We start from the raw sequence: 22,394 nt of genomic DNA, 5'->3' as shown, positions 1-22,394 counted from the left end.
CGGCGCGGCGCCCGGTGCGACGCGTGACGTGTAACGCGGCGTTCAGAAGATGACGTAGACCTTGCGCATCGTCTCCTCGACTTCCCAAAGCCCTTCGGTATTGGCTTCGAAGAAGAGCGTGTCGCCGCTCTCGAAGTGGATGGTCTCCTCGTTATCGGGCGTGAAGCGGCCGCGCCCCGCGATGAAGTGCATCACCTCGGCCTGCTTGACCGAGCGGCGGTAAGTGCCGGCGGTGCATTCGAAAATGCCGGTATCGATGGATTCGCTGCCCTTGATGACGCGTTGCACGCCCGACACCTGAATCGGCGTCGTGCCGGGCAGCCCGGCCTTGCCCCAGTCCTCCAGATTCTGCAGATTCACGCTTTGCTTGAGCTGCTGTACCTTCATCTTCTCGTTACCTTTTGAGTGTGCACGGGTCGTGTCATTGGCCGCTGGTTTGGGTGCTCGTCACGGTCTGCTCGATCTTGCCCAGCCGTACGACGGTCACGCCGGGCCGCAGTTGCCGCAGCGAAGGCATGACGAGCATGCAGTTGTCGTAGGGTGTGGTGACCGCCTCGCCGTTCGACCAGCCAATCACGGCGCCGGCCTCGGCGAAGATCTCCAGCCCCGTGTAGGGCGCCGCGAATCGAAAATCCATGCTGGTGGCCACCACCGGCTGCGTCACGCGGACGATGTGCTGCGCGGGCGGCAACGGCGCGAGCCAGCCCGCCGGCAGATCCGCTTCGTCGACCACGCCGGCCAGCAACAGGAAGCGCGCGGTGGTGTCGCGCGCGACCGCAACGGCGCTTTGTTCCCAATGCTGTCCGCATTCGATCAGCAGTGCGTTCTTCGCGCTGGCGGGGTCGCCGAAGCCTTCGTAGTCGCGCATGCGGCGGCCTTCCGGATGGCCTTCGTCGCAGATCACGGTGGCGGGCGTGCCGAGCCGCACGGCGAGGTCGATGCCTTTTGGCAGCGGTCCCGCGACGATCAACGGTTTGCTCTTCTCGTGCATGGAATGCAGATCGAGCAGGGCGTCGACCGTGTCGATCACCGGCCGCATTGCGCGCGCACGCGTCAATTCACTGGACGTGCGCGACGCGTCGTCGAGCACCGCGGCGGTCCACACGCGATTGAAATCCTGATTGACGAAGCGGGCCGCATCGGGCTCGGCGGGATCGAAGCGCTGATACGCAGCGACGTTCGCGAACGCCAACGTGAGGCGCCCGCGCCGCGGCCGCAACCCGCGCCGCAGCAATTCGTCGACGACGATCGCGCCGCACACCTCGTTGCCGTGCGTGAGCGCATTGATCATCACGTGCGGACCCGGCGCGCCCGAGTCGAACGTATGGACGTAGGCGATGCCGGACGCCGATTGTTCGTGGCGCGAAATATCGGGGAATTCGACTTCGATGGGGTAGGCTTCCATGCTCATGCGAGTTGTCCTGGCAGAGAGTGAGCGAAAGACTCAGGCGAGCTTTGCCGCGATCGCCTGGCCGACTTCGGTGGTGTTTGCTTTGCCGCCGAGGTCGCCGGTATGCGGGCCTTCCACCAGCGTCGCTTCGATCGCGGCCAGAATCGCGTCGTGCGCCTCGCGCTCCTTGCCGGCGTGATTGCCGAGGAAGTCGAGCATCATCGCGGCCGACCAGATCATCGCGATCGGATTGGCGATGTTCTTGCCGGCGATGTCCGGCGCCGAGCCGTGCACCGGCTCGAACAGCGAGGGAAACTTGCGGTCCGGGTTCAGGTTGCCCGACGGCGCGAGACCGATCGTGCCCGTGCAGGCAGGGCCGAGATCGGACAGGATATCGCCGAACAGATTGGTGGCCACCACCACGTCGAAGCGATCCGGATTCAGCACGAAGCGCGCACAGAGAATGTCGATGTGCTGCTTGTCCCACGTCACGTCCGGATACTGCGCGGCGACGCCGGCCGCGCATTTGTCCCACCACGGCATGCTGATCGCGATGCCGTTGCTCTTGGTGGCCACTGTGATCTTCTTGCGCTCGCGCCGTTGCGCGAGATCGAATGCGAACTTCAGCACGCGTTCGCTGCCGTGCCGCGTGAAGACGGATTCCTGCAGCACGAATTCGCGCTCCGTGCCTTCGAACATCACGCCGCCCACCGACGAATATTCGCCCTCGGTGTTTTCACGCACGATCCAGAAGTCGATGTCGCCCGCCTTGCGGCCCGCGAGCGGCGAAGGCACGCCGGCAAAGAGGCGGGCCGGGCGCAGGTTGATGTACTGGTCGAATTCGCGGCGGAACTTCAGCAGCGATCCCCACAGCGAAATATGGTCGGGCACCGTGTCGGGCCAGCCCACCGCGCCGAACAGGATCGCGTCGGCCGATTGCAGTTGCGCTTTCCAGTCGTCCGGCATCATCTTGCCGTGCTTCGCGTAGTACTCGCAGCTCGCCCATTCAATGTGCTGATACTCCAGCTCGATGCCGAAGCGCGTTTTCACCGCTTCCAGCACGCGAATGGCTTCGGGCATGACTTCGACGCCGATGCCGTCGCCGGGAATGACTGCGATCCGATATTTCTTCGACATGTTGTGCTCCTCCGTTGGGCTTCTGGATGATTCGATAAGGGCTATTTTATTCCTGCTGTTTGAGACTAAAATGGTCGCTTTAGTTAAGCCACTGTGCACGATTCGTGTACAAACGCCGCTGCCATCCATCAACCTATGAGCGCCGTCCCATCACCCGATCTCGGCGATTTGCGCGTGTTTTGCGAAGTCGCGCGCAAATCCAGTTTCAGCGCGGCGGCGGAGGCCTTGTCGGTGTCCGCGGCGTACGTCAGCAAACGCATCAACGTGCTCGAGACTACGCTCGGTACGCGTTTATTGCACCGTTCCACGCGCCGGGTCGCGATCACGGAAGCGGGCGAGCGCGTCTACACGTGGGCCGAAAAGATTCTCGACGATGTCGATCAACTCGTGGAAGACGTCTCCACCACGCGCCGCATTCCCGGCGGCAAGCTGCGCATTTCCAGCAGCTTCGGCTTTGGCCGGCGCTTCGTGGCACCCGCGCTCGCGCGCTTTTCCGAGCGCTATCCGCAATTGAGCGTGCGGCTCGATCTGTTCGACCGTCTCGTCGATGTGGGCGGCGAAGGCTTCGATCTGGATGTGCGCATTGGCGACGAGATCGCGCCGCATCTGATCGCGCGGCGGCTCGCGTCGAACTATCGCGTGCTGTGCGCGTCGCCCGGCTACCTCGCGCGGCATGGCGCGCCGCGCCAGCTCGCCGAGCTGTCCTCGCATGCGTGTCTCGCCATCAAGGAGCGCGACCATCCGTTCGGTCTGTGGCGATTGACGGTGCGCGGCGAGGCGGTCTCGATCAAGGTCACGGGACCGTTGTCGACCAATCACGGCGAAGTGGCGGTGGAGTGGGCGCTGGCCGGACGCGGCATCGTGCTGCGTTCCATGTGGGACGTGCGGCCGCTGCTCGAAAGCGGCCAGTTGCAGCAGGTGCTGCCCGAGGTCACGCAACCGGCGAATCTGTGGGCGGTGTATCCGGCGCGGCTCGCGCAATCGGCGAAGGTGCGGGTCTGCGTGGACTTTCTCAGCGAGGAATTCGCGCAATCGAGTCCGCCGGCCGACGGTGCAGCAGGCGCAGACATGGCGGAACGTTGAACGCCGAACCCTGAGCGGCAAGGTTCGGCGGATCAAGGACAAAGCAATGCCTAGTGATGATTCTGCGAGAACAGCGTTTCGAGCGGGTAATGGCTCTTCACGAACGGCGACTTGATGATCACGTAGCTGAAGTACTTCTCGATGCCGATATCGCGTTCCAGCAAACCTTCCACGATGCTCTGGTAATGGCTCACGCTGCGCGTGACGAACTTCAGCAGGTAGTCGTAACCGCCGCTTGCCAGATGGCACTCGACAATCTCGTCGACGTCGCGAATCGCATTCACGAACTTGATGAAGTCTTCCCGCCGATGATCGGCGAGCGTGACTTCGGTGAACACGATCTGCACGTCGCCGAGCTTTTCGAGCTGGATCTGCGCACCGTAGCCGATGATGTAGCCGGCTTTCTCCAGACGCTTGACCCGGATCAGGCAAGGACTGGGCGACAGGCCGACCGCGTCGGCAAGCTCGACGTTGGTTATGCGGCCTTTCTTCTGCAATTGGGAAAGTATGCGCAGGTCAATCCGGTCTAGCTTGCAGTCGCTGCTCATCGTAACGTTGTCGCTCCGGCGATCGGTGTGTGGGGCTGGGATGGCCCTCTACTCTAGCATGCGGTGGCATGAGTTTTGACCTTCAACGCGGCGCGCACGTCGGCTTGTGCGAGAACGTCGTCGAGGGTCTTTTCAAGCCGTTCGAACATCAGATCGAACTCGGCCTCGGTGTACGAGAGCGCCGGTGCGAAGCCGAGAATGTTGTCGCCGAAGGCGCGGAAAATCAGGCGGTTTTCATACGCGGCGGCGGCGATCCGTTCGGATAGTTTCAACGCCGGGTCGAAGCCCGCCTTGCTGTCCTTGTCGGCGACGAGTTCGAGCGCGCCGAGCAGGCCACGGTGGCGCGAGTCGCCCACCAGCGGATGCGCGAGCAGCGCGTCGAGGCCTTGCGCGAAACGCGGCGCGCGCGCCACGCCGTTCGCGAGCAGCCCGCCTTCGTGATACAGGCGCAGCACTTCGAGACCAATGGCCGCGCTCACCGGATGCGCCGAATACGTATGGCCATGACCGACCACCGCTTCAGCGTCGCCGTTCGCAATGCCCTGATAGATTTCGTCCGACATCAGCACGGCGCCCATCGGCGCGTAGCCCGAGGTCAGGCCTTTGGCCACCGTCATCAGATCCGGCTCGACGTTTTCCCCTTGGCACGCAAACAACGGACCCGTGCGGCCGAATCCGGTGATGACTTCATCGGCGACGAAGAGGATGCCCAGCTTACGGCAACTTTCACGCATCGCCTTGAGCCAGCCGACCGGCGGCACGATCACACCGCCCGAGCCCTGAATCGGTTCGCAGAAGAACGCGGCGACGTTGTCAGCGCCGAGTTCGGCCACCTTCGCTTCGAGCGCGGCCACCGAGGCGGCGATCAGCGCGGCGTCGTCGGCGAAATCGCCGCGGTACGCGTACGGCGACGGCAGATGATGCTGGTTCGGCAGCGGCAGATCGAAGTTGCGGTGGAACGCGGGCAGGGCGGTGAGGCCGGCGCCGGTCGTCGACGAGCCGTGGTAGCCGCGTTGCAGCGCAATGATGTGCTTCTTCGACGGACGCCCTGTGGCGTTGAAGTAATGCGTGATGAAACGCAGTGCCGAGTCCACCGCGTCCGAACCGCCGAGCGTGAAGTACACGTGTTGCAGCGAAGCGGGCGACACCTCGACCAGCTTTTGCGCGAGTTCGATGGCGGGCTCCGAGCCGAAATGGAAGTAGCCGGTCGCGTAGGGCAGCTTCTGCATCTGCGCGGTGGCGGCATCGACGATGCTCTGCTGGCCGTAGCCGACGTTCACGCACCAGAGTCCGGAAAACGCGTCGAGCAGTTCGTTGCCGGCCGCGTCGCGCAGAAATGCGCCGCTGGCGGACTCGAGGACGGTGACGCCGCGTGCTTCGTGCACGCGGTAGTTGATGACCGGATGAATCAGATGCTTGCGGTCGGCTTCAATGAGCGATTGAATCGGCATGATGGTTTCTCGTCGCGGGAAGGGGCTGTTGACCGTTCCATACTACTGATCAGCGACGATCGCCTGCTCACCTAAACAATTGCCTGAAAAGCGCGCACGACGCGTTTTGATGCGCGGTCTTGGCATTTTCTGCTGCGGACGCTGAAAAGCGGCGCCGCGCGGGCGTTTCATGCGGTGCTGCCCTCAATAGCCTTGCGCGCGGTCGATCTGGCCGACCATCGGCAAGCCTTCGCGATGGCGGCGCAGATTGTCCAGCACCACCTCGACGGCGGTTTCGGGCCGCGTCGCGCTGGCGATATGCGGCGTGATGCGCACGCGTGGATGCGTCCACAACGCATGACCAGCGGGCAATGGCTCGGGATCGGTGACGTCGAGAATGGCGTTCTGCAACTGGCCGCTCTCGAGCGCCGTCAGCAAGTCCTGCTGATTCAGATGCGGACCGCGGCCCGTTTGAATCAGCGACGCGCCGCGCGGCAGCTTCGCGAACAACTGCGCGTCGAGCAGCCCGCGCGTGGCAGGCGTAAGCGGCAACAAGCAGATCAGAATATCGGTGCGCGCGAGAAACGCATCCAGTGCGCTTTCGCCCGCATAACACGCCACGCCTTCGATCTCGCGACCCGAACGGCTCCATCCCGCGCAGTCGAAGCCGAACAGGCGCAACCTTTCCAGCACGGCCGTGCCCAACACGCCAAGCCCGAGCACGCCGACGCGGCGTTGACTGGCCGGCTTGAGCGGCAGCTCGCGCCAGACCTGCTGCTGTTGCTGAAGCCCGTAGTCGAACAGATCGCGATGAATCGTCAGCACGGCTTGCGTGACGTACTCGACCATGCCTTCGACGATCCCCGGCTCGATCATGCGAACGACCGGCACATGCTCCGGCACGCCCGAAAGATCGAACTGGTCGATGCCCGCACCGACCGAGAACACGACTTCCAGATTAGGGAAGGTGCGCGTCGGATCTTCCGGTGGCTGCCAGGCGGCGAGATAACGGATCGCGGCCGGATCGCCGAGATCGGGCCAGATATGAAACGGCAGCTCCGGCGCCTTCTGCGCGAAGAGTTTCGCCCACTGGGCGCCGCGCGCCGGGTCGGCTTTATAGAGGAAGGCCATGATGGTCAGCAGATTGCCTGGTTGATGATGCCGTATTGCAGGTAATGCGCGTCCTGTGCGCCGCTCGCGGGTTCGACCGGCGTGGCGGGGCGGACCATTTTGACGACCGTGTCCACGCGCGGCAAGCCCAACTGTTCCAGCCACTCCGTCAGACCGCTATCGCCGGGGGTATCGATACGCACGAACACGCCTTCATTCAGCGCCAGCCAGTGACTGATGAGTGCCTTGGCGCGGCTCGAATCCTCGGAGGCGGGCGCGACCACTGGACCGATCGCAAAGCCGCGTCCGAAGCGGCGAAACAGTGCGAAGCCGATCAGTTCGCCGTCGCGGTCGAGCGCGATGCCGTCGGCGGTGCCGAGCAGCGCGGGCAGGACTTCGCCGCGATCCAGACCGCTGGCCCGCGACGCCAGTTCGACCAGCCGCGCGGTGTCGCTCGAACCGAGCGGGCGCAATCGCTCGCCCGGCGGCAGCGACACGAGCGGCGGCTGGAACGCCGCGCCCTGATGCTGGTCGAGCGTGCCGGCCGCGCGAAAGCCGAGCTTTTCATAGAGCGGCTGGCCGGCGGTGGTGGCGTGCAGGAACGTGACGCGGCCGCCCAGTTCGTCCAGCACCAGGTCCATCAGCTTTCTGCCGATACCGCGCCCCTGGCTTGCCGGCGACACGATCACCATGCCGAGCGAGGCGCGCTCGGCGCCGTATTTCCAGCACAGCGCGGTGCCGATCACGCCGCTCGCGTCTTCCGCGACGAAACCCACGCCCAGCTGCGCGACGAATCTCCAGTCGTCCGCGCGATGCGGCCATTTGAGTTCGACCGTCAACGCGTGCGCGGCGGCGATGTCGTCGAGGGTGAAGCGTCTATAGGTAATCGAATCGGACACGCCGTACTCCCTGATTGACTGAAGGCTTACGCCGTCACTGTGTCATCCGGTGCGCGGTGTGACTAGGACGATCTTTTTATCGCGGGCCCCGGAAAGAGCCCCGTTCAAATTCGATGCAAAACGCCAGGTCTGGGCGCGCATTACAGGTGAGTTCTGCTGCGTGGCGATTTTTGTCGGCGACATATGCCACGCCCGCGGCTCTACGATTTTGTCATGGCGGCGGCGTTCACGAAACGCACCGCACGGACCACCAGCCAGTCACACAGGAAACCTTGCTCATGGACAGCTTCAATCCGGACGACGTCGCGATTCGCAGCGGCCATTACATCGGCGGTGAATATGTAGATGTAGAGGCGGGCGAGCGCCGCATCGAGGTGGCGCGGCCGTCGGACGGCGTGGTGTACGCGTCGGTGCCGCTCGCCGATGCCGGCATGGTGGACCGCGCGGTCGAGAACGCGTGGCTGGCTTTCAAGCACAGTGGCTGGGCGCGCATGGCGCCGCGTGAGCGCGCGAAGATCCTGCGCCGCTTCGCCGAGCTGGTCGAAGCCGATGCGCCGATGCTCGGCCGGCTGGAAGCGCTCGGCTCGACGCGCCCGATTGCGCAGGCAATCGGTTGGGACGTGCCGTTCACCGCCGAGGGCATTCGCTTTTACGCCGAGTTCGCCGACAAGCTGGGCGGCGACGTCGCGGCCACGGATCACGATCATCTCGGCATGACGATCGCCGAGCCGTACGGCGTGATCGGCGCGATCGCACCGTGGAATTTCCCGCTGGTCATGGCCTCGTGGAAGATCGCGCCCGCGCTGGCGGCGGGCAATGCGGTGGTGCTGAAGCCTTCGGAGATGACGCCGTTCTCGGTCCTGCGGCTCGCCGAACTGGCGGTGCAGGCGGGCGTGCCCGCGGGCATCTTCAACGTGATTCAGGGCGATGGGCGCGTGACCGGCGACGAACTGGTGCGTCATCCGAAGATCAGCAAGGTCACTTTCACGGGTTCCACGCGCACCGGCGCGTCGATCATGGCCGCGTGTGCGAACAGCGGCACCAAGCCGGTCACGCTCGAACTGGGCGGCAAGAGCCCGCAAATCGTTTTCGCCGACGCGCCGCGTCTGGACGACGTGGCGCGCCGCATCGCCGGCGCGATCACGGGCAACGCGGGGCAAGTGTGCGTGGCGGGCTCGCGTCTGCTCGTTGAGCGAAGTCTCGCCGAGCCGCTTGCCGAGCGCATCGGCAAGATCTTCGCCGAGCTGAAGCCCGGCGCGACATGGGCCGCCGGCACCACGCTTTCGCCGATCATCTCGGCGCCGCAGGCGGCGCGCATCGAAGGCATCGTGGGACGCACGCTGGAAGCCGGCGCGACGCTGCGCTACGGCGGCGTCCGTGCCGACGGCGGCGCGGACGGCGCGTTCTACAGCCCGACCTTGCTGACGGACGTCACGGCGCACTCCGAAGCGGTACGCGAAGAAGTCTTCGGGCCGGTGCTGACGCTGCAAACCTTCGATACCGAAGAAGAAGCGCTCGCGCTCGCGCAGCATCCCGAGTACGGCCTCGCGGCTGGTGTGCATACCGCCGACCTCGGCCGGGCGCTGCGTTTCGTGCGCGGACTCGAAGCGGGCACGGTGTGGGTCAACCGTTATGGCCGCACCTCGGACTTCATGATTCCCACGGGCGGCTTCAAGCGTTCCGGCATCGGCAAGGACCTGGGCCGCCAGGCCTACGAGGCCAACCTGCGTTTCAAGAGCGTCTTGATCGACCTGCGCGCCTGATCGCGTGTCATCCGCCTGGCATGCCGGCCGCAAACCCATCATGGGCAAGGCTTTCAGGCCGATCGCCGCATTCTGTGCTGTCCGCGGCCTCAAAACGCCTGGTTTGTGTCACCAGCCATGCCCTAATCAGGAACATCTATGTTTTTGCGCTGATTAAATCTTTAACAGGAATGAGCTTTTGCCTGTTTTCGCCAATGAGCTCCGACAGCGAGTTCACCATCACGATAGGACTGCACCATGATCGAATTCGAACCGAAATACATCACCTTCGACTGCTACGGCACGCTGACGAAATTCCACATGGCCGACATGACGCGCGAACAGTACGGCCACTTGCTGAACGGCGAAGACCTGGAAAAGCTCATCGCGTTTTACTCGGGCTATCGTCGCGATGAAGTGCTCGGTGCGTGGAAGCCGTACCGCGAGGTGGTGGTCAATGCGCTACGCCGTGCCTGCAAGCGCATGAACGTCGAATTCAACGAAGCGGGCGCCCAGAGCATCTATGAAGCAGTGCCGACGTGGGGTCCGCATCCGGACGTGCCGGAAGGCGTCGCTCGTCTGGCGAAGAAGTACAAGCTGGTGATTCTCTCGAACGCTTCGAACAACCAGATCCAGAGCAATGTCGACAAGCTCGGCGCGCCGTTCCATAAGGTCTTCACGGCGGAGCAGGCGCAGTCGTACAAGCCGCGCATGCAAGGCTTCGAATACATGTTCGATCAGCTCAACTGCAATCCGGAAGACGTGCTGCACGTGTCGTCGAGCCTGCGCTATGACCTGATGACCGCGCACGACCTGGGCATCAAGCACAAGGTGTTCGTCAAGCGCGGCCACGAACCGTCGACGCCGTACTACCAGTACTACGAGGTCAACGACATTCCGCATCTGGCTTCGGAACTCGGCCTGTAAGCGCCGTTTTTTCACGTCCTAAAGACTGCCTGCCGCCTCGCTCATTGCCCATCTCAAGGACAGAACGGATGAAGCTCGATTCCTACTGGCTCGACACCGCGCCGCCACTGCTGTCGGCGTGCGAGGGTCCGGTCGACGGCCAGACCGATGTGGTGGTGATCGGCGGCGGCTTCACCGGACTGTCGGCGGCGCAAGCGTTGGGTAAGCGCGGCGCCGCGGTGACCGTGCTCGACGCGGGCCGCATCGGCGGCGGCGCGTCCGGGCGCAACGGCGGACAGGTCAATACCGGGGTCGCGCAGGACTTCGTCGCGCTGGTCGCGCAACTCGGTGTGGAGCGCGCGAGCGCGTGCTACCGCGCGTTTTCGGATGCGGTCGACACGGTCGAGCGGTTGATCCGCGAGGAAAACATCGACTGCAATTACATTGCGACCGGCAAGCTGAAGCTGGCCTCCAAGCCGCATCACCTCGCGCATCTGGAGAAGACGGCGGAGGCAATCCGCCGTGAAGTCGATACGGATATCGAACTGATCGACCGCAGCCGCATCCGCAGCGAAATCCAGTCCGACAGTTTTTACGGCGGATTGCTGCAACGGCACGGCGGCCAGATGCATATGGGCAAGTTCACCGTCGGTCTCGCCGAGGCCGCGGTGCGCCGCGGCGCCAAGTTGTATGAGAACGCGGCGGTCACCGCCATCGTGAAAGACGGCGGCGGCTTTCGCATCACCACGGCGCGTGGCGAAGTGCGCGCGAAGCAGGTGCTGATCGCGACCGGCCCGTCGCGGCATGGTCCGTTTGGTTGGTATCGGCGGCGTCTCGCGCCGGTCGGTTCGTTCATCGTCGTGACGGAGCCCGTGTCGCCGGAGTTGCTGGCGCAAGTGTTTCCGAACCGGCGCGCGTATACCACGACGCGTTTGATGCACAACTACTTCCGCGTGACGCCCGATTCGCGTTTGCTGTTCGGCGGCCGCGCGCGCTTCACGGCGTCCGAGCGGCCGTCCGATGCGAAGAGCGGACGCATCCTGCAGGAAGGCCTCGCCGCGATGTTCCCGATGCTCGCGAGCGCGCGCATCGACTATTGCTGGGGCGGTCTGGTGGATATGAGCGCCGACCGTTTGCCGCACGCCGGCCAGCACGACGGCATCTATTTTTCTATGGGCTACAGCGGTCACGGCACGCAAATGTCGACGCACATGGGCCAGGTGATGGCCGACGTGATGGACGGTCATGAAGACCAGAATCCGTGGCGCGAGTCGGAGTGGCCCGCGATTCCCGGCCATACCGGCAAACCCTGGTTCCTGCCGCTCGTGGGCACGTACTACCGCATCAAGGACATTTTTTATTGATCGTTCGTTGTTCGATTGGCAATTAAAACCACGCAGCCAAGTCTGCTCAACCCCATTGCTCACCCTCGCGGAGAAGTTCGATGAATAAGGAAAACTCGCAACATGGCGCTCTTCATCTCGGCAGCGAGTTGGAGCGGTTGACCGCCAAAGGTGCGTCGCGGCGCGGTGTGCTGCGCGCGATGGCCGCAGCCGGGATGATGTCAGTGACAGGCGCCGGTCTTCTGACCGCTAGCGGTGAGGCCCTGGCGCAAGCCAAGCCGAAGCAGGGCGGCAAGATCCGCGTGGCGACGCAGTCCGCCTCCGCGGCCGATACGCTCGATCCCGCGAAGGGCGCGCTCGGCACCGACTACGTTCGTGGCTTCATGTTCTACAACTGCCTGACCGAGCTCGACCCGCATCTCGGCGCGAAGATGTCGCTGGCGACCTCGCTCGATACGAAAGACGCGACCGTGTGGGTCGTCAAGCTGCGCAACGGCGTGCAGTTCCACGACGGCAAAGCGCTCGCCCCGGCCGACGTGGTGTACTCGATCATGCGCCACAAGGATCCGGCGACCGCTTCGAAAGCGAAGACACTGGCCGACCAGATCAAGGAAGTGAAGGCGACCGGCCCGAACGAAGTGACCATCACGCTGGACGGCCCGAACGCCGATCTGCCGGTGATTCTCGCCACCTCGCATTTCCAGATCATCAAGGACGGCACCAAGGATTTCAAAACGGCGGTCGGCACGGGCCCGTTCAAGCTCAAGGAATTCTCGCCGGGCGTGCGCACCGTCGGTGTGAAAAACGAGAAGTACTGGAAGCCGGGCATGCCGCATCTCGACGAGGTCGAACTGATCGGCATCGGCGACGAATCGGCGCGCGTGAACGCGCTGCTCTCCGGCGACGTGCAACTGATCAACGCGGTGAGCCCGCGTTCGACCGCGCAGATCAAAGGCGCCGGCGGCTTCTCCGTGCTGGAGACGAAGACCGGCTTGTACACCGATCTGATCGTGCGCGACGAAGGCGGCCTGACCGGCAACGACGATTTCCGGCGCGGCATGATGTACCTGCAGGACCGCGAGCAGATGCGCCGCGCGATCTTCCAGGGTTACGGCACGATCGGCAACGACCAGCCGATCGATCCGACCAACAAGTACTACCTCGCCGGCTTGCCGCAGCGCGCCTTCGATCCGGACAAGGCGAAGTTCCATTTCCAGAAGGCCAAGGTCGGCAGCGCGCCGATCCAGATCTTCGCGTCGCCGGCTGCGGAAGGCTCGGTTGAAATGGCGATGTTCCTTCAGCAGGTCGCGCCGCAAGCCGGCTTGAATCTGCAGGTCTCGCGCGTGCCGGCCGACGGCTACTGGTCGAACCACTGGATGAAGCATCCGCTGGGTTTCGGCAACATCAACGCGCGGCCGAGCGCCGACGTGATCTTCACGCAGTTCTTCAAGTCGGACGCACCGTGGAACGAAGCGAACTGGAAAAGCCCGAAGTTCGACCAGATGCTGGTGGCCGCGCGCGGCGAACCGGACGACGCCAAGCGCAAGAAGATCTACGGCGACATGCAGGTGCTGGTGCATGAAACGGGCGGTATCGGCATTCCTCTGTTCCAGAGTTCGCTCGACGCGTATACGAACAAGCTGAAGGGCCTCGGCTCGATTCCGCTTGCCGGGCTGATGGGCTTCATGTTCGCGGAAAACGTCTGGCTCGAAACCTGAGCCGGACCCAGGTCACACCCTGCAACACGCGCGCCGCGGATCGAGCGGCGCGCGGCTTTAACTGCAACTCCGTTGCATGGGACCAGAGTAAGCGCTAAACCGCTAACTCTGGTCGACAGAGGAGACTCACGATGAAAGCACATGCGCAACGTCTCATCGCCGCACGCCTCGGCCTCGCGCTGCTCACGCTGCTGCTGGTGTCGGCGGTCGTGTTCGCCATCACCGGGCTGCTTCCCGGCGACGCGGCCCAGCAGGCGCTCGGCCAGGCGGCGACCCCCGAAGCCGTGGCCGCCTTGCGGCATCAGTTCGGCCTCGACCAGCCCGCGCTGCAACGCTACTTCGTGTGGCTTCTTCACGTGGTGAGCGGCAACTTCGGCACGTCACTATCGAACAATCTCCCCGTCAGTCAACTGATCGCGACGCGCCTGCCGAATTCGCTGGTGCTGGCCGGTCTGACGGCGCTGGTCTCGGTGCCGGTGGCGCTGTTGATCGGCATTTCGTCGGCGATGTTCCGCGGCTCGCTGCTCGATCGCACGCTCAACGTGCTGACCCTCTCCACGGTGGCCGTGCCGGAATTCCTGATCGCGACGATCGCCGTGCTGATCTTTGCCGTCAAGCTGCGCTGGCTGCCGGCGCTGTCGTATCTGTCGGAGGTGCATTCGTTCGGCGCGCTGCTGCGCATCTACGCGATGCCGGTGATGACGCTGTGCTGCGTGCTGGTCGCGCAGATGGCGCGCATGACGCGCGCCGCTGTGCTCGATCAGCTGAATTCGTCGTATGTGGAAATGGCCTTGCTCAAGGGCGCCTCGCCGGTGCGCGTGGTGTGGCGGCATGTGTTGCCGAACACCATCGGCCCGATTGCCAACGCCGTGGCGCTGAGCCTGTCGTATCTGTTCGGCGGCGTAGTGATCGTCGAGTCGATCTTCAACTATCCCGGTCTCGCGAGCCTGATGGTGGACGCGGTGACCAACCGTGACATGCCGCTCGTGCAGGGCTGCGTGATGGTGTTCTGCGCGGCGTATCTCGCGCTCGTGCTGATCGCCGACCTGTGTCAAATCATATCCAACCCGAGGCTGCGTCGATGATGAGCCAACCTACCAATCCCCACCACGTGCCTCACGCCGGCACGGAGCTGTACGACGTGCGCCGTGACGAAGTGGTCGTCGAACCGGCTCCTGTTGAAGCGCAGGCGCTGAAACACGGCGTGCTCAAACGCCTCGTGCACCGCTTCTCCATACTCGGCCTGATCGGTCTGCTGATGGTGGCGTTCTGGCTGCTGGTCGCGTTCATCGGACCGCTGGTCGCGCCATACAAAGGCGGCGCGCTGACCTCGACGGAAATTTTCGGCCGCTACAGCGCGGCCTATCCGCTCGGCACCGACTATCTGGGCCGCGACATGCTCAGCCGGATTCTCTACGGCGCGCGCTACACGGTCGGCCTCGCGCTTGCCGCGGCGGTGCTCGCCAGCGTGATCGGCACGTTCTTCGGGCTGCTCGCGGCGGTGTCGGGCCGCTGGGTCGATGAAATCCTGAGCCGTCTGTTCGACGCGCTCATTTCGATTCCGAGCAAGGTGTTCGCGCTCGTCGTGATCGCCGCGTTCGGTTCGTCGATCCCGATGCTGATGACGGTGGCCGCGGTGGCCTACATTCCCGGCGCGTTCCGCATTTCGCGCTCGCTCGCGGTGAACGTGATGGGCCTCGAATACGTGCAGGTGGCGAGAGCGCGCGGCGAAGGCATTTTCTATATTGCGCGGGTCGAGGTGCTGCCCAACATGATTCATCCGATGCTCGCCGATTTCGGTCTGCGCTTCGTGTTCATCGTGCTGCTGCTGAGCGGGCTGAGCTTCCTCGGTCTCGGCGTGCAGCCGCCGAACGCCGATTGGGGTTCGCTCGTGCGCGAGAACATCGGCGGCCTGTCGGAAGGCGCCCCCGCCGTGCTGATGCCGGCCGTCGCGATCGCGACGCTGACCATCGGCATGAATCTGCTGATCGACAACCTGCGGCGTCGCAGCCGTAGCCACGGAGGTGCGTGATGGCTGATCGCGACATGATCGAAGTGAAGGGCCTGAGAGTCGTCGCGGGGGCCGCGCCGGGGCCGGTGACGGAGATCGTCAAGGGTGTCGATTTTTCGGTGAAGAAGGGCGAAGTGCTCGCACTGATCGGCGAGTCCGGTTCGGGCAAGACCACCATCGCACTGTCGCTGCTCGGCTATGCGCGTGCGGGCTGCGCGATCAGCGGCGGATCGGTGCGCATCGGCGAACTCGAGGTGTTGTCGCTCGACGCGAAGGGCCGCCGCGCGTTGCGCGCGCGCACCGTGGCGTACGTCGCGCAGAGCGCGTCGGCCGGCTTCAATCCGGCGCGTACGATCATGGATCAGGTCACCGAACCGGCGCTGCTGCATCACCTCATGACGAAAGAAGCGGCACGCGCCAAGGCGATCGGGCTGTTCCGCGCGCTCGCGCTGCCCGCGCCGGAAACGATCGGCGAGCGCTATCCGCATCAGGTGTCCGGCGGCCAGTTGCAGCGTTTGATGGCGGCGATGGCCTTGATCACCGATCCGGCCGTCGTCGTGTTCGACGAGCCGACCACCGCGCTCGACGTCACCACGCAGATCGAAGTGCTCGCGGCCTTCAAGAAGGTGATTCGCGAACTCGGCACTACAGCCGTGTACGTGTCGCACGATCTGGCGGTGGTTGCGCAGATGGCGGACCGCATCGTCGTGTTGAACGGCGGCGCGGTGAAGGAGAACGGCGCGGTCGCGCAAGTGCTCGACGCGCCGGTGGATGCGTACACGCGTCAGTTGCTGGCGGCCACGCGTCGTCCTGAAGCCGTGCTGACGTTGCCGCCGAACCTGGGCAAACATGTGCCGCCGCTGCTGGAGATTCGCGGACTGTCCGCGGGCTATGGCCGCATCGACCGCCACGGCGCGCCCGCCGTGCGAGTGCTGGACGACGTCAGTCTGTCGATTCCGCGCGGCAGCACGCTCGGCGTGATCGGCGAATCCGGCTCCGGCAAGACGACGCTCGCGCGCGTGGTGGCGGGTCTCGTCGACCGGGCGCGCGGCGAGGTGCTGTTCAACGGTGAACCGCTGCCGGCGCAAATCTCGCGCCGCACGCCGGAGCAGTATCGGCAGATTCAGATCGTGTTTCAGAACGCCGACACGGCGCTCAACCCGAGCCATTCGATCGCCGATATCCTCGGCCGGCCGCTCGCGTTCTATCACCATCTGCGCGGCTCGGCAGCGAAGAAGCGCATGCTGGAACTGCTCGATCTGGTGAAGCTGCCGGCCGGCATCGCCACACGCACGCCGGCCGGACTGTCGGGCGGCCAGAAGCAGCGCGTGAATCTGGCGCGTGCGCTCGCCGCGGATCCCGCCTTGATTCTGTGCGACGAAGTGACCTCCGCGCTCGACACGGTGGTCGGCGCGGCGATCCTCGATCTGCTCGCCGAATTGCGGCGCGAACTCGGCGTGTCGTACATGTTCATCAGCCACGATATTTCGACGGTGCGCGCGATCTGCGACGAAGTGATCGTGCTGTATGCGGGGCATCGTGTGGAAGCGGGCCAGCGCGAGGTGCTCGCGGCGCCGCCGTATCACCCGTACACGGGCTTGCTGGTGGATTCGGTGCCGGCATTGAAACCCGGCTGGCTCGACGCGCGCCGTGACATCGTCGCCACTGCCTTGCCGGCGATGGGCGAGAGTGCCGACGTTGCCGAGTTGTGCTCGTTCCGCGCGCGTTGTCCGGTGCGTATCGACGGCAAGTGCAACATGACGCCGCCCTCGTTGAAGAAGCTGCCTTCCGGCGCGGAGATTCTGTGCCACCATCCGGTCGCCGAACTGAACCGTTTGCAGACGGTGGAGGTGACCCCGGCATGAGCGGACGATTCGTGCGCCTTGCGGAAACGGGCCGCAAGACCTTTCCGATTACCGTGGACGGCGTCGTGCGCGAGGCCGCCGAAGGGGACACGCTGATGGTCGCGTTGCTCACCGGCACGGCCACCTTGCGCGATTCCGAATTCGGCGACGGCCGGCGCGCCGGTTTCTGTCTGATGGGCGCCTGCCAGGACTGCTGGGTGTGGACCGCGCAAGGCGAGCGCGTGCGTGCGTGCAGCACGCCGGCCGTGCCGGGCATGTCGATCGTTACGAAGCTGGCGGAAGCCGGGGAGGGCGTATGGCCCCGCGCGTAGTCATCATCGGGGCCGGGCCGGCGGGCGTGCGCGCGGCGCAGGCGCTGGTCGAAGCGGGGCTGCGGCCTGTCGTGGTCGACGAAGGGCGGCGTGACGGCGGGCAGATTTATCGACGTCAGCCGGAAGGGTTTTCGCGCAGCTACGAGACGCTTTATGGCACCGAGGCCGAGCGTGCCGCGTCGCTGCATCAGAGCTTCGATGCGTTGAAGAGCCGCATCGACTATCTGCCGGAGACGCTGGTCTGGAACATCTCGCCGAATACCGTACATCTGGTGAGCGGCACGCGCTATCACACGCTCGTGTTTGACGCGCTGATCGTCTGCAGCGGCGCGACGGACCGGCTGATGCCGGTCAAGGGCTGGCACCACGCGGGCACTTATAGCCTGGGCGGCGCGCAGGTCGCGCTGAAATCGCAAGGCTGCGCGATCGGCTCGCGCATCGTCATGATGGGCAGCGGTCCGCTGCTGTATCTCGTGGCCGCGCAATACGTGAAGGCGGGCGCGCAGGTTGCCGCGGTGCTCGACACTTCGACGTTCATGCAGCGCGTGGCCGCGCTGCCGCGCCTGCTGGCGATTCCCGCCGCGCTCAGAAAAGGCATTGCGTTGACGCGTGTGCTGGCCGACGCGCGCGTGCCGGTTCATCGTGGCGTAGAGCCGCTCGAAATCAAAGGCTCGCCGCAAGACGGCGTGAACGCGGTTGAAGTCGCGCTACCCGGCGGCCAGCGCCTCGAACTCAAGTGCGATGCCGTCGCGCTCGGTTATCACTTGCGGCCCGAGACGCAACTCGCCGATCTCGCGGGTTGCCGCTTCCTGTTCGACGAAAACGCTCGGCAGTGGCTGCCGCAAATCGACGCCGACGGCCGCAGCAGCATCAAAGGCGTCTATCTGGCGGGCGACGGCGCACGCGTGCGCGGCGCCGACGCGGCGGAGCGCTCCGGCCGTCTCGCGGCGCTGGCCGCCTTGCAGGATCACGGCCTGCCGGTCAATGGCGTGGAGCGCTTGCGCGCCGAACTCGTGCGCTTCTCACGATTTGCCGCGGGCTTGCGTGAAGCGTTTCCGTGGCCGGCGAAATTCGCCGCGTCGCTGCCGGACGAAACGATAGTTTGCCGATGCGAAGCGATCACGGCCGGGGAATTGCGCCGCGTGGTGCAGGCGACCGGCGCTAAAGAGGCCAATCGCGCGAAGGCGTTTTCGCGCGTCGGCATGGGCCGTTGCCAGGGACGCTATTGCGGCCACGCGGGCGCGGAGATCATCGCGGCGGCCGCATGTGTGCCGCTGTCTTCAGTGGGACGGCTGCGCGGCCAGGCGCCGGTCAAACCGCTGCCCGTGGCGCTGACCGAAGAGGTGAGCGACGAGGTGAGCAAATGAGCGCGACGACCCGCAACGAAGCCGATGTGATCGTGATCGGCGGCGGCATCATGGGAACGACGACGGCGTTCTTCCTGCGCCGGCGCAACCGCTCGGTGATTCTGCTCGAACGCGGACTCACCGGACAGCAGGCGAGCGGCGTGAACTTCGGCGGCATTCGCCGTCAGGGCCGCGCGCTGCCGCAACTGGCGATGGCCAACCGCGCGCTGCGCACGTGGCAACGCTCGGCGGAACTGCTCGGCGAGGACATCGAGTTTCTGCCGTCGGGCCACACGCGCGTGTGCTACCACCAGAAGGACGTCGAGAATTTCGATCAGTACGCCATCGACGCGCGCGTCTACGGTCTCGAACTCGAAGTGCTGCACGGCGAAGCGCTGTTCAGGCGTTTTCCGTTTCTCGGCCGCGAGGTGCTGGCGGCTTCGATCTCGCCGCTCGACGGCCACGCCAATCCGCGCCTCGCCGCGCCCGCGTTCGGCCGCGCGGCGGCGCGGCTCGGCGCGCAGGTGATCGAAGACGCGGAGATCGTGCGCGTCGAAAAAGACGGCAGCCGGTTTCGCGTGGAAAGCGCGCGCGGCGACGTGTACTGGGCGGCACAACTCGTGATCTGCGCGGGCGCGTGGGCGAGCCGGCTGACCGAACAGTTCGGCGAACACGTGCCGCTGACCGCGCGCGGGCCGCAAATGTGCGTGACCGAACCGGTGCCCTACGTGTTCAAGTCGTCGATGGGCGTGTTCACGTCGATCAAGGAAGAGAGCATTTACTTTCGCCAGATTCCGCGCGGCAACATCATCGTCGGCGGCGGTCCGGCCGGTCCCGCCGACGCCGTGACGAGCCGCGCCTCGGTGCTGCCGGTCAACACCGTGCGGCAAATGGCGCAGATGCGCCGGCTCGTGCCCGCGTTGGCGCCGCTGCATGTGATTCGCGTGTGGAGCGGCGTGGAAAGCTATTTGCCCGACAGCGAGCCGGTGATCGGTCCGAGCGGCCAGGTCGACGGTTTGTTCTACGCGTTCGGCTTCAGCGGGTCGGGTTTTCAGATCGGGCCGGGCGTCGGCGAGACGCTGGCGGAGCTCGTCGATACGGGCAGCACGGCGATTCCTCTCGACGCGTTTTCCATCCGGCGTTTCACGACACAACCGGCGGCCCGCTCGAGCATCGTGACGTCATGAAACAGTCCATCAGCCTCAATGCCGCCCGCGCCTTCATCGAAGCCCATTTCGACGAACCGGTGACGCTCGCCCAACTCGCCGCGCTGTCCGCGCTCAGCGTGTCGCGCTTCGCCACGGTGTTCCGGCAGCAATACGGATCGTCGCCGTATCGTTATCTGTGCGGCCTGCGGATTCAGCGCGCGCAGACGCTGTTGCTCGAAGGCGTGCCGGGATCGGTCGTCGCGACGGAGGTGGGCTTCTTCGACCAGAGCCATTTCGGCCGCCATTTCAAGCGATGCTGCGGCATGACGCCCAGCATGTTCATCGCGCGCGCCGCAGCCAATGCGGCGCGGCATGGCGGCGCGAGTGGTTCGATCGGCTTGAGTGGCGCGCCTACGGCGTCGCGTTCAGCTTCCGCCATAACGTCGTCTTGCTGATGCCGAGCGCCTCGCAGACCGCGTCGCGATCGCCGTCGTGCGCGGCAAGCGCGGTGCGAATTTCGTCGGCTTCCACGTGACGGCTGCGTTCGCGCAGGGTTAAGGCTGACTTCTTCGCACGCGCGTGCGGCTCGACGATTTCAGGCGCGACCGTGCGCAACATGTCGCGTGTGAGAACGGGTTCGGTGGCGTCTTCGGGCAGTGCGTCTACGTCCACGTCGGCGAGTTCGACCGCGATCCGTTCGATCACGTTCTGCAATTCGCGCACGTTGCCAGGCCACGCGTAACGCTTGAATGGCTCGTCGAGCGCGGCGAGCAGGCGTTCGGCGGCGGCCGCGTCCTGCAGGCGCGCCGCGAGCCTCGGTTCGCGCGCCGCGGCTTGCAATAGCAGTTCGACGGCGAGCGGCAGCAGGTCGGTCGGCCGCTCGCGCAGCGGCGGCAGCGCGATGCTCAGAATATTGAGCCGGTAATAGAGGTCGGCGCGAAAGCTGCCCGCTTCGATGCCCTCGGTCAACGCGCGATGCGTCGCCGCGACCACGCGGATATCGACCCGCGTCGGCTCCGTCGAACCGAGCCGCACGACTTCGCGCTCTTGCAACACGCGCAGGAGCCGGCTTTGCAACGACAACGGCATCTCGCCGATTTCATCGAGAAACAGCGTGCCGCGGTGCGCCACTTCGATCAGCCCCGCCTTGCCGCCCTTGCGCGCGCCGGTGAACGCGCCTTCCTCGTAGCCGAACAGTTCGCTCTCCAGCAGCGCCTCGGGAAACGCGCCGCAATTGATCGCGACGAATGCGAAGTCGCGCCGTGCGCTCAACTGATGCATGCTCTGCGCCACCATCTCTTTACCCGTGCCGCTTTCGCCGAGAATCAGCACGGTGGCATCCGATCGGGCATAACGCCGCACGAGGGCGCGCACCCGTTCGATCGATTCGGACGCGCCGACGATATCGTCGAGCCGGTAACGCGCGCTGAACTGCTGCACGCGCTGGCGTGAACGCAGCGTCCGGTCGAGCCGTTCGACCGCGCGCGATTCCTGAAACGTCAGCACCGTGCCCGCCGCCGCGCTGCTGCTGGCAAGCGGCCCGCGATGCACGACATAGCTCACGCCACGTACCGTGCATAACGTGTCGCCGTCCGCGTCCGGCAGGCTGCCGGCGAGATCGGGCGCGAGTTCGAGCAGCACGCGGCCCACGGCATTCGCCGCGTCGAGGCCGAGCACGCCGGCGAGGCGCTGGTTCATCGCTTCGACGCGGCCTTGCGCGTCGAGCGCGACGACGCCGTCGCGCAGATGCTGCAGCAGATTGTCGAGCCGTTGACGCCGGATCGTTTCGCGGCGCGTGGCCTGCGCGACTTCGAGCGCGGTGTCGAAGGCCGCGCGCACCGACGCGCGCGAATACAAAAATACCGCCCCCATGCCGGCATTCGCGGCGAGATCGGTGACGAGTCCTGGGCCGACCACCACGTCGATGCCGCGATCGCGCAGATCGAGCACGACGCTCTCCGCGTCCTGCGCCGATTGATAGGAAGCGAACGTGACGTCGAGTGCGTAGGAAGTCGCGAAACGCCGCACTTCGTCAGGCGTATTGCCGTGTGTGACGAGCGCGACCTTCGCGCCGTCGCGGCGCGCTCGCGCGAGCGCATGCATCACGTCGAAGCCGGTCGGGCCGATCAGCACGACCGGCACCGATACGCGCGTCTTCAGATACGCGCCGTTCGAGCCGCCGGCAATCACCACATCCGGACGGCCCGCGCCTGCGGCGTCGACTTCGCGCACGGCGTCTTCGAAGCCGTGCGCGACGATACGCAGGTCCGCGCGTTCGACATATTCGCCGGCGATGTCAAAAAACAGATCGCGCAGGCGGCTGATACTGACCGCCCAGATGCGGGGGCGCTGGGCGGGTTCGAAAAGAGGTGTGCTCAAGGCTGGGCGGCTCGCGGCGGGGTGAGAA

20 protein-coding genes are annotated in these 22,394 nt (G+C 65.2%); 12 read left to right on the top strand and 8 right to left on the bottom strand.

What is annotated here, in order from left to right; translation table 11 throughout:
* Positions 1-42 precede the first annotated feature (42 nt).
* The 3 genes from P0D80_RS20855 to P0D80_RS20845 are packed head-to-tail and all read right to left on the bottom strand — an operon-like array spanning position 43 to position 2,527.
* Entirely contained in the window at positions 43-387 is a 345-nt protein-coding gene (locus tag P0D80_RS20855; RefSeq protein WP_132381888.1) for a cupin domain-containing protein, read from the bottom strand.
* A gap of 34 nt (positions 388-421) precedes the next feature.
* Positions 422-1,411 carry a succinylglutamate desuccinylase/aspartoacylase domain-containing protein gene (locus P0D80_RS20850; protein WP_408177847.1) on the bottom strand — a complete coding sequence of 330 codons (990 nt, stop codon included), beginning with the start codon at positions 1,409-1,411 and terminating at the stop codon, positions 422-424.
* Positions 1,412-1,444: 33 nt separating this feature from the next.
* Positions 1,445-2,527: a tartrate dehydrogenase gene (locus P0D80_RS20845; RefSeq protein ID WP_408177848.1), complete on the bottom strand. Its 1,083-nt coding sequence runs from the start codon at positions 2,525-2,527 to the stop codon at positions 1,445-1,447.
* Between the two features lie 135 nt (positions 2,528-2,662).
* Here P0D80_RS20845 and P0D80_RS20840 point away from each other — a divergent pair, with 135 nt between their 5' ends.
* Positions 2,663-3,610, top strand: coding sequence for a LysR substrate-binding domain-containing protein (locus P0D80_RS20840; protein WP_132381894.1), 948 nt, complete (start codon positions 2,663-2,665; stop codon positions 3,608-3,610).
* A 50-nt stretch (positions 3,611-3,660) separates the two neighbouring features.
* On the opposite strand, the gene P0D80_RS20835 is transcribed toward P0D80_RS20840, so the two are convergent.
* The 4 genes from P0D80_RS20835 to P0D80_RS20820 form a co-directional block, all read right to left on the bottom strand.
* Positions 3,661-4,158, bottom strand: coding sequence for an Lrp/AsnC family transcriptional regulator (locus P0D80_RS20835; protein WP_011491802.1), 498 nt, complete (start codon positions 4,156-4,158; stop codon positions 3,661-3,663).
* 53 nt (positions 4,159-4,211) lie between these two features.
* Entirely contained in the window at positions 4,212-5,609 is a 1,398-nt protein-coding gene (locus P0D80_RS20830; protein ID WP_408177849.1) for an aspartate aminotransferase family protein, read from the bottom strand.
* Positions 5,610-5,792: 183 nt separating this feature from the next.
* Positions 5,793-6,719 (bottom strand): 2-hydroxyacid dehydrogenase, encoded by a 927-nt coding sequence (locus P0D80_RS20825; RefSeq protein WP_408286452.1) that lies wholly within the window; start codon positions 6,717-6,719, stop codon positions 5,793-5,795.
* Positions 6,720-6,724: 5 nt separating this feature from the next.
* On the bottom strand, positions 6,725-7,597 hold the full coding sequence (locus P0D80_RS20820; RefSeq protein WP_408286450.1) for a GNAT family N-acetyltransferase: 873 nt from the start codon (positions 7,595-7,597) through the stop codon (positions 6,725-6,727).
* Positions 7,598-7,875: 278 nt separating this feature from the next.
* On the opposite strand from P0D80_RS20820, the gene P0D80_RS20815 reads away from it, so the two are divergent.
* The 11 genes from P0D80_RS20815 (at position 7,876) to P0D80_RS20765 (ending at position 20,442) form a co-directional block, all read left to right on the top strand.
* Positions 7,876-9,360 carry an aldehyde dehydrogenase family protein gene (locus P0D80_RS20815; protein WP_408286448.1) on the top strand — a complete coding sequence of 495 codons (1,485 nt, stop codon included), beginning with the start codon at positions 7,876-7,878 and terminating at the stop codon, positions 9,358-9,360.
* Positions 9,361-9,597: 237 nt separating this feature from the next.
* Positions 9,598-10,266, top strand: coding sequence for a haloacid dehalogenase type II (locus P0D80_RS20810; protein WP_408177853.1), 669 nt, complete (start codon positions 9,598-9,600; stop codon positions 10,264-10,266).
* 68 nt (positions 10,267-10,334) lie between these two features.
* Positions 10,335-11,609 carry an NAD(P)/FAD-dependent oxidoreductase gene (locus P0D80_RS20805; RefSeq protein ID WP_408286446.1) on the top strand — a complete coding sequence of 425 codons (1,275 nt, stop codon included), beginning with the start codon at positions 10,335-10,337 and terminating at the stop codon, positions 11,607-11,609.
* An 80-nt stretch (positions 11,610-11,689) separates the two neighbouring features.
* The gene (locus P0D80_RS20800) at positions 11,690-13,306 is read left to right on the top strand and encodes an ABC transporter substrate-binding protein (RefSeq protein ID WP_408177854.1); all 1,617 of its coding nucleotides are present in this window, start codon (positions 11,690-11,692) and stop codon (positions 13,304-13,306) included.
* A gap of 131 nt (positions 13,307-13,437) precedes the next feature.
* Positions 13,438-14,391, top strand: a complete 954-nt coding sequence (locus tag P0D80_RS20795; protein ID WP_132381910.1) for an ABC transporter permease — start codon at positions 13,438-13,440, stop codon at positions 14,389-14,391.
* Positions 14,388-15,338 carry an ABC transporter permease gene (locus tag P0D80_RS20790; protein WP_132381912.1) on the top strand — a complete coding sequence of 317 codons (951 nt, stop codon included), beginning with the start codon at positions 14,388-14,390 and terminating at the stop codon, positions 15,336-15,338. Before P0D80_RS20795 ends, P0D80_RS20790 begins: the two co-directional genes overlap by 4 nt.
* Positions 15,338-17,182, top strand: a complete 1,845-nt coding sequence (locus P0D80_RS20785; RefSeq protein WP_408286444.1) for an ABC transporter ATP-binding protein — start codon at positions 15,338-15,340, stop codon at positions 17,180-17,182. Before P0D80_RS20790 ends, P0D80_RS20785 begins: the two co-directional genes overlap by 1 nt.
* Positions 17,179-17,493: a (2Fe-2S)-binding protein gene (locus P0D80_RS20780; RefSeq protein WP_408177856.1), complete on the top strand. Its 315-nt coding sequence runs from the start codon at positions 17,179-17,181 to the stop codon at positions 17,491-17,493. Before P0D80_RS20785 ends, P0D80_RS20780 begins: the two co-directional genes overlap by 4 nt.
* Positions 17,478-18,860 (top strand): FAD/NAD(P)-dependent oxidoreductase, encoded by a 1,383-nt coding sequence (locus P0D80_RS20775; RefSeq protein ID WP_408286442.1) that lies wholly within the window; start codon positions 17,478-17,480, stop codon positions 18,858-18,860. The genes P0D80_RS20780 and P0D80_RS20775 overlap by 16 nt, the downstream gene beginning before the upstream one ends.
* Positions 18,857-20,026: an NAD(P)/FAD-dependent oxidoreductase gene (locus P0D80_RS20770; RefSeq protein ID WP_408286440.1), complete on the top strand. Its 1,170-nt coding sequence runs from the start codon at positions 18,857-18,859 to the stop codon at positions 20,024-20,026. Before P0D80_RS20775 ends, P0D80_RS20770 begins: the two co-directional genes overlap by 4 nt.
* On the top strand, positions 20,023-20,442 hold the full coding sequence (locus tag P0D80_RS20765; RefSeq protein ID WP_132381922.1) for a helix-turn-helix domain-containing protein: 420 nt from the start codon (positions 20,023-20,025) through the stop codon (positions 20,440-20,442). The genes P0D80_RS20770 and P0D80_RS20765 overlap by 4 nt, the downstream gene beginning before the upstream one ends.
* On the opposite strand, the gene prpR is transcribed toward P0D80_RS20765, so the two are convergent.
* Complete coding sequence (prpR, locus tag P0D80_RS20760; RefSeq protein WP_408286438.1) at positions 20,399-22,366, bottom strand: propionate catabolism operon regulatory protein PrpR; 1,968 nt, start codon at positions 22,364-22,366, stop codon at positions 20,399-20,401. The genes P0D80_RS20765 and prpR overlap by 44 nt on opposite strands.
* Positions 22,367-22,394: the final 28 nt, after the last annotated feature.

Source organism: Paraburkholderia sp. RL17-373-BIF-A, from assembly GCF_046030175.1.
Taxonomy (GTDB): Bacteria; Pseudomonadota; Gammaproteobacteria; order Burkholderiales; family Burkholderiaceae; genus Paraburkholderia.
Note: the sequence above shows the minus strand (reverse complement) of the source record. Positions and strands in the feature narration are given on the sequence as shown.

What these genes read in the sequence shown, in the direction of transcription:
- P0D80_RS20855 (WP_132381888.1), bottom strand. Translation starts at nt 387, where the DNA reads ATGAAGGTACAGCAGCTCAAGCAAAGCGTGAATCTGCAGAATCTGGAG.
- P0D80_RS20850 (WP_408177847.1), bottom strand. Translation starts at nt 1,411, where the DNA reads ATGAGCATGGAAGCCTACCCCATCGAAGTCGAATTCCCCGATATTTCG.
- P0D80_RS20845 (WP_408177848.1), bottom strand. Translation starts at nt 2,527, where the DNA reads ATGTCGAAGAAATATCGGATCGCAGTCATTCCCGGCGACGGCATCGGC.
- P0D80_RS20840 (WP_132381894.1), top strand. Translation starts at nt 2,663, where the DNA reads ATGAGCGCCGTCCCATCACCCGATCTCGGCGATTTGCGCGTGTTTTGC.
- P0D80_RS20835 (WP_011491802.1), bottom strand. Translation starts at nt 4,158, where the DNA reads ATGAGCAGCGACTGCAAGCTAGACCGGATTGACCTGCGCATACTTTCC.
- P0D80_RS20830 (WP_408177849.1), bottom strand. Translation starts at nt 5,609, where the DNA reads ATGCCGATTCAATCGCTCATTGAAGCCGACCGCAAGCATCTGATTCAT.
- P0D80_RS20825 (WP_408286452.1), bottom strand. Translation starts at nt 6,719, where the DNA reads ATGGCCTTCCTCTATAAAGCCGACCCGGCGCGCGGCGCCCAGTGGGCG.
- P0D80_RS20815 (WP_408286448.1), top strand. Translation starts at nt 7,876, where the DNA reads ATGGACAGCTTCAATCCGGACGACGTCGCGATTCGCAGCGGCCATTAC.
- P0D80_RS20810 (WP_408177853.1), top strand. Translation starts at nt 9,598, where the DNA reads ATGATCGAATTCGAACCGAAATACATCACCTTCGACTGCTACGGCACG.
- P0D80_RS20805 (WP_408286446.1), top strand. Translation starts at nt 10,335, where the DNA reads ATGAAGCTCGATTCCTACTGGCTCGACACCGCGCCGCCACTGCTGTCG.
- P0D80_RS20800 (WP_408177854.1), top strand. Translation starts at nt 11,690, where the DNA reads ATGAATAAGGAAAACTCGCAACATGGCGCTCTTCATCTCGGCAGCGAG.
- P0D80_RS20795 (WP_132381910.1), top strand. Translation starts at nt 13,438, where the DNA reads ATGAAAGCACATGCGCAACGTCTCATCGCCGCACGCCTCGGCCTCGCG.
- P0D80_RS20790 (WP_132381912.1), top strand. Translation starts at nt 14,388, where the DNA reads ATGATGAGCCAACCTACCAATCCCCACCACGTGCCTCACGCCGGCACG.
- P0D80_RS20785 (WP_408286444.1), top strand. Translation starts at nt 15,338, where the DNA reads ATGGCTGATCGCGACATGATCGAAGTGAAGGGCCTGAGAGTCGTCGCG.
- P0D80_RS20780 (WP_408177856.1), top strand. Translation starts at nt 17,179, where the DNA reads ATGAGCGGACGATTCGTGCGCCTTGCGGAAACGGGCCGCAAGACCTTT.
- P0D80_RS20775 (WP_408286442.1), top strand. Translation starts at nt 17,478, where the DNA reads ATGGCCCCGCGCGTAGTCATCATCGGGGCCGGGCCGGCGGGCGTGCGC.
- P0D80_RS20770 (WP_408286440.1), top strand. Translation starts at nt 18,857, where the DNA reads ATGAGCGCGACGACCCGCAACGAAGCCGATGTGATCGTGATCGGCGGC.
- P0D80_RS20765 (WP_132381922.1), top strand. Translation starts at nt 20,023, where the DNA reads ATGAAACAGTCCATCAGCCTCAATGCCGCCCGCGCCTTCATCGAAGCC.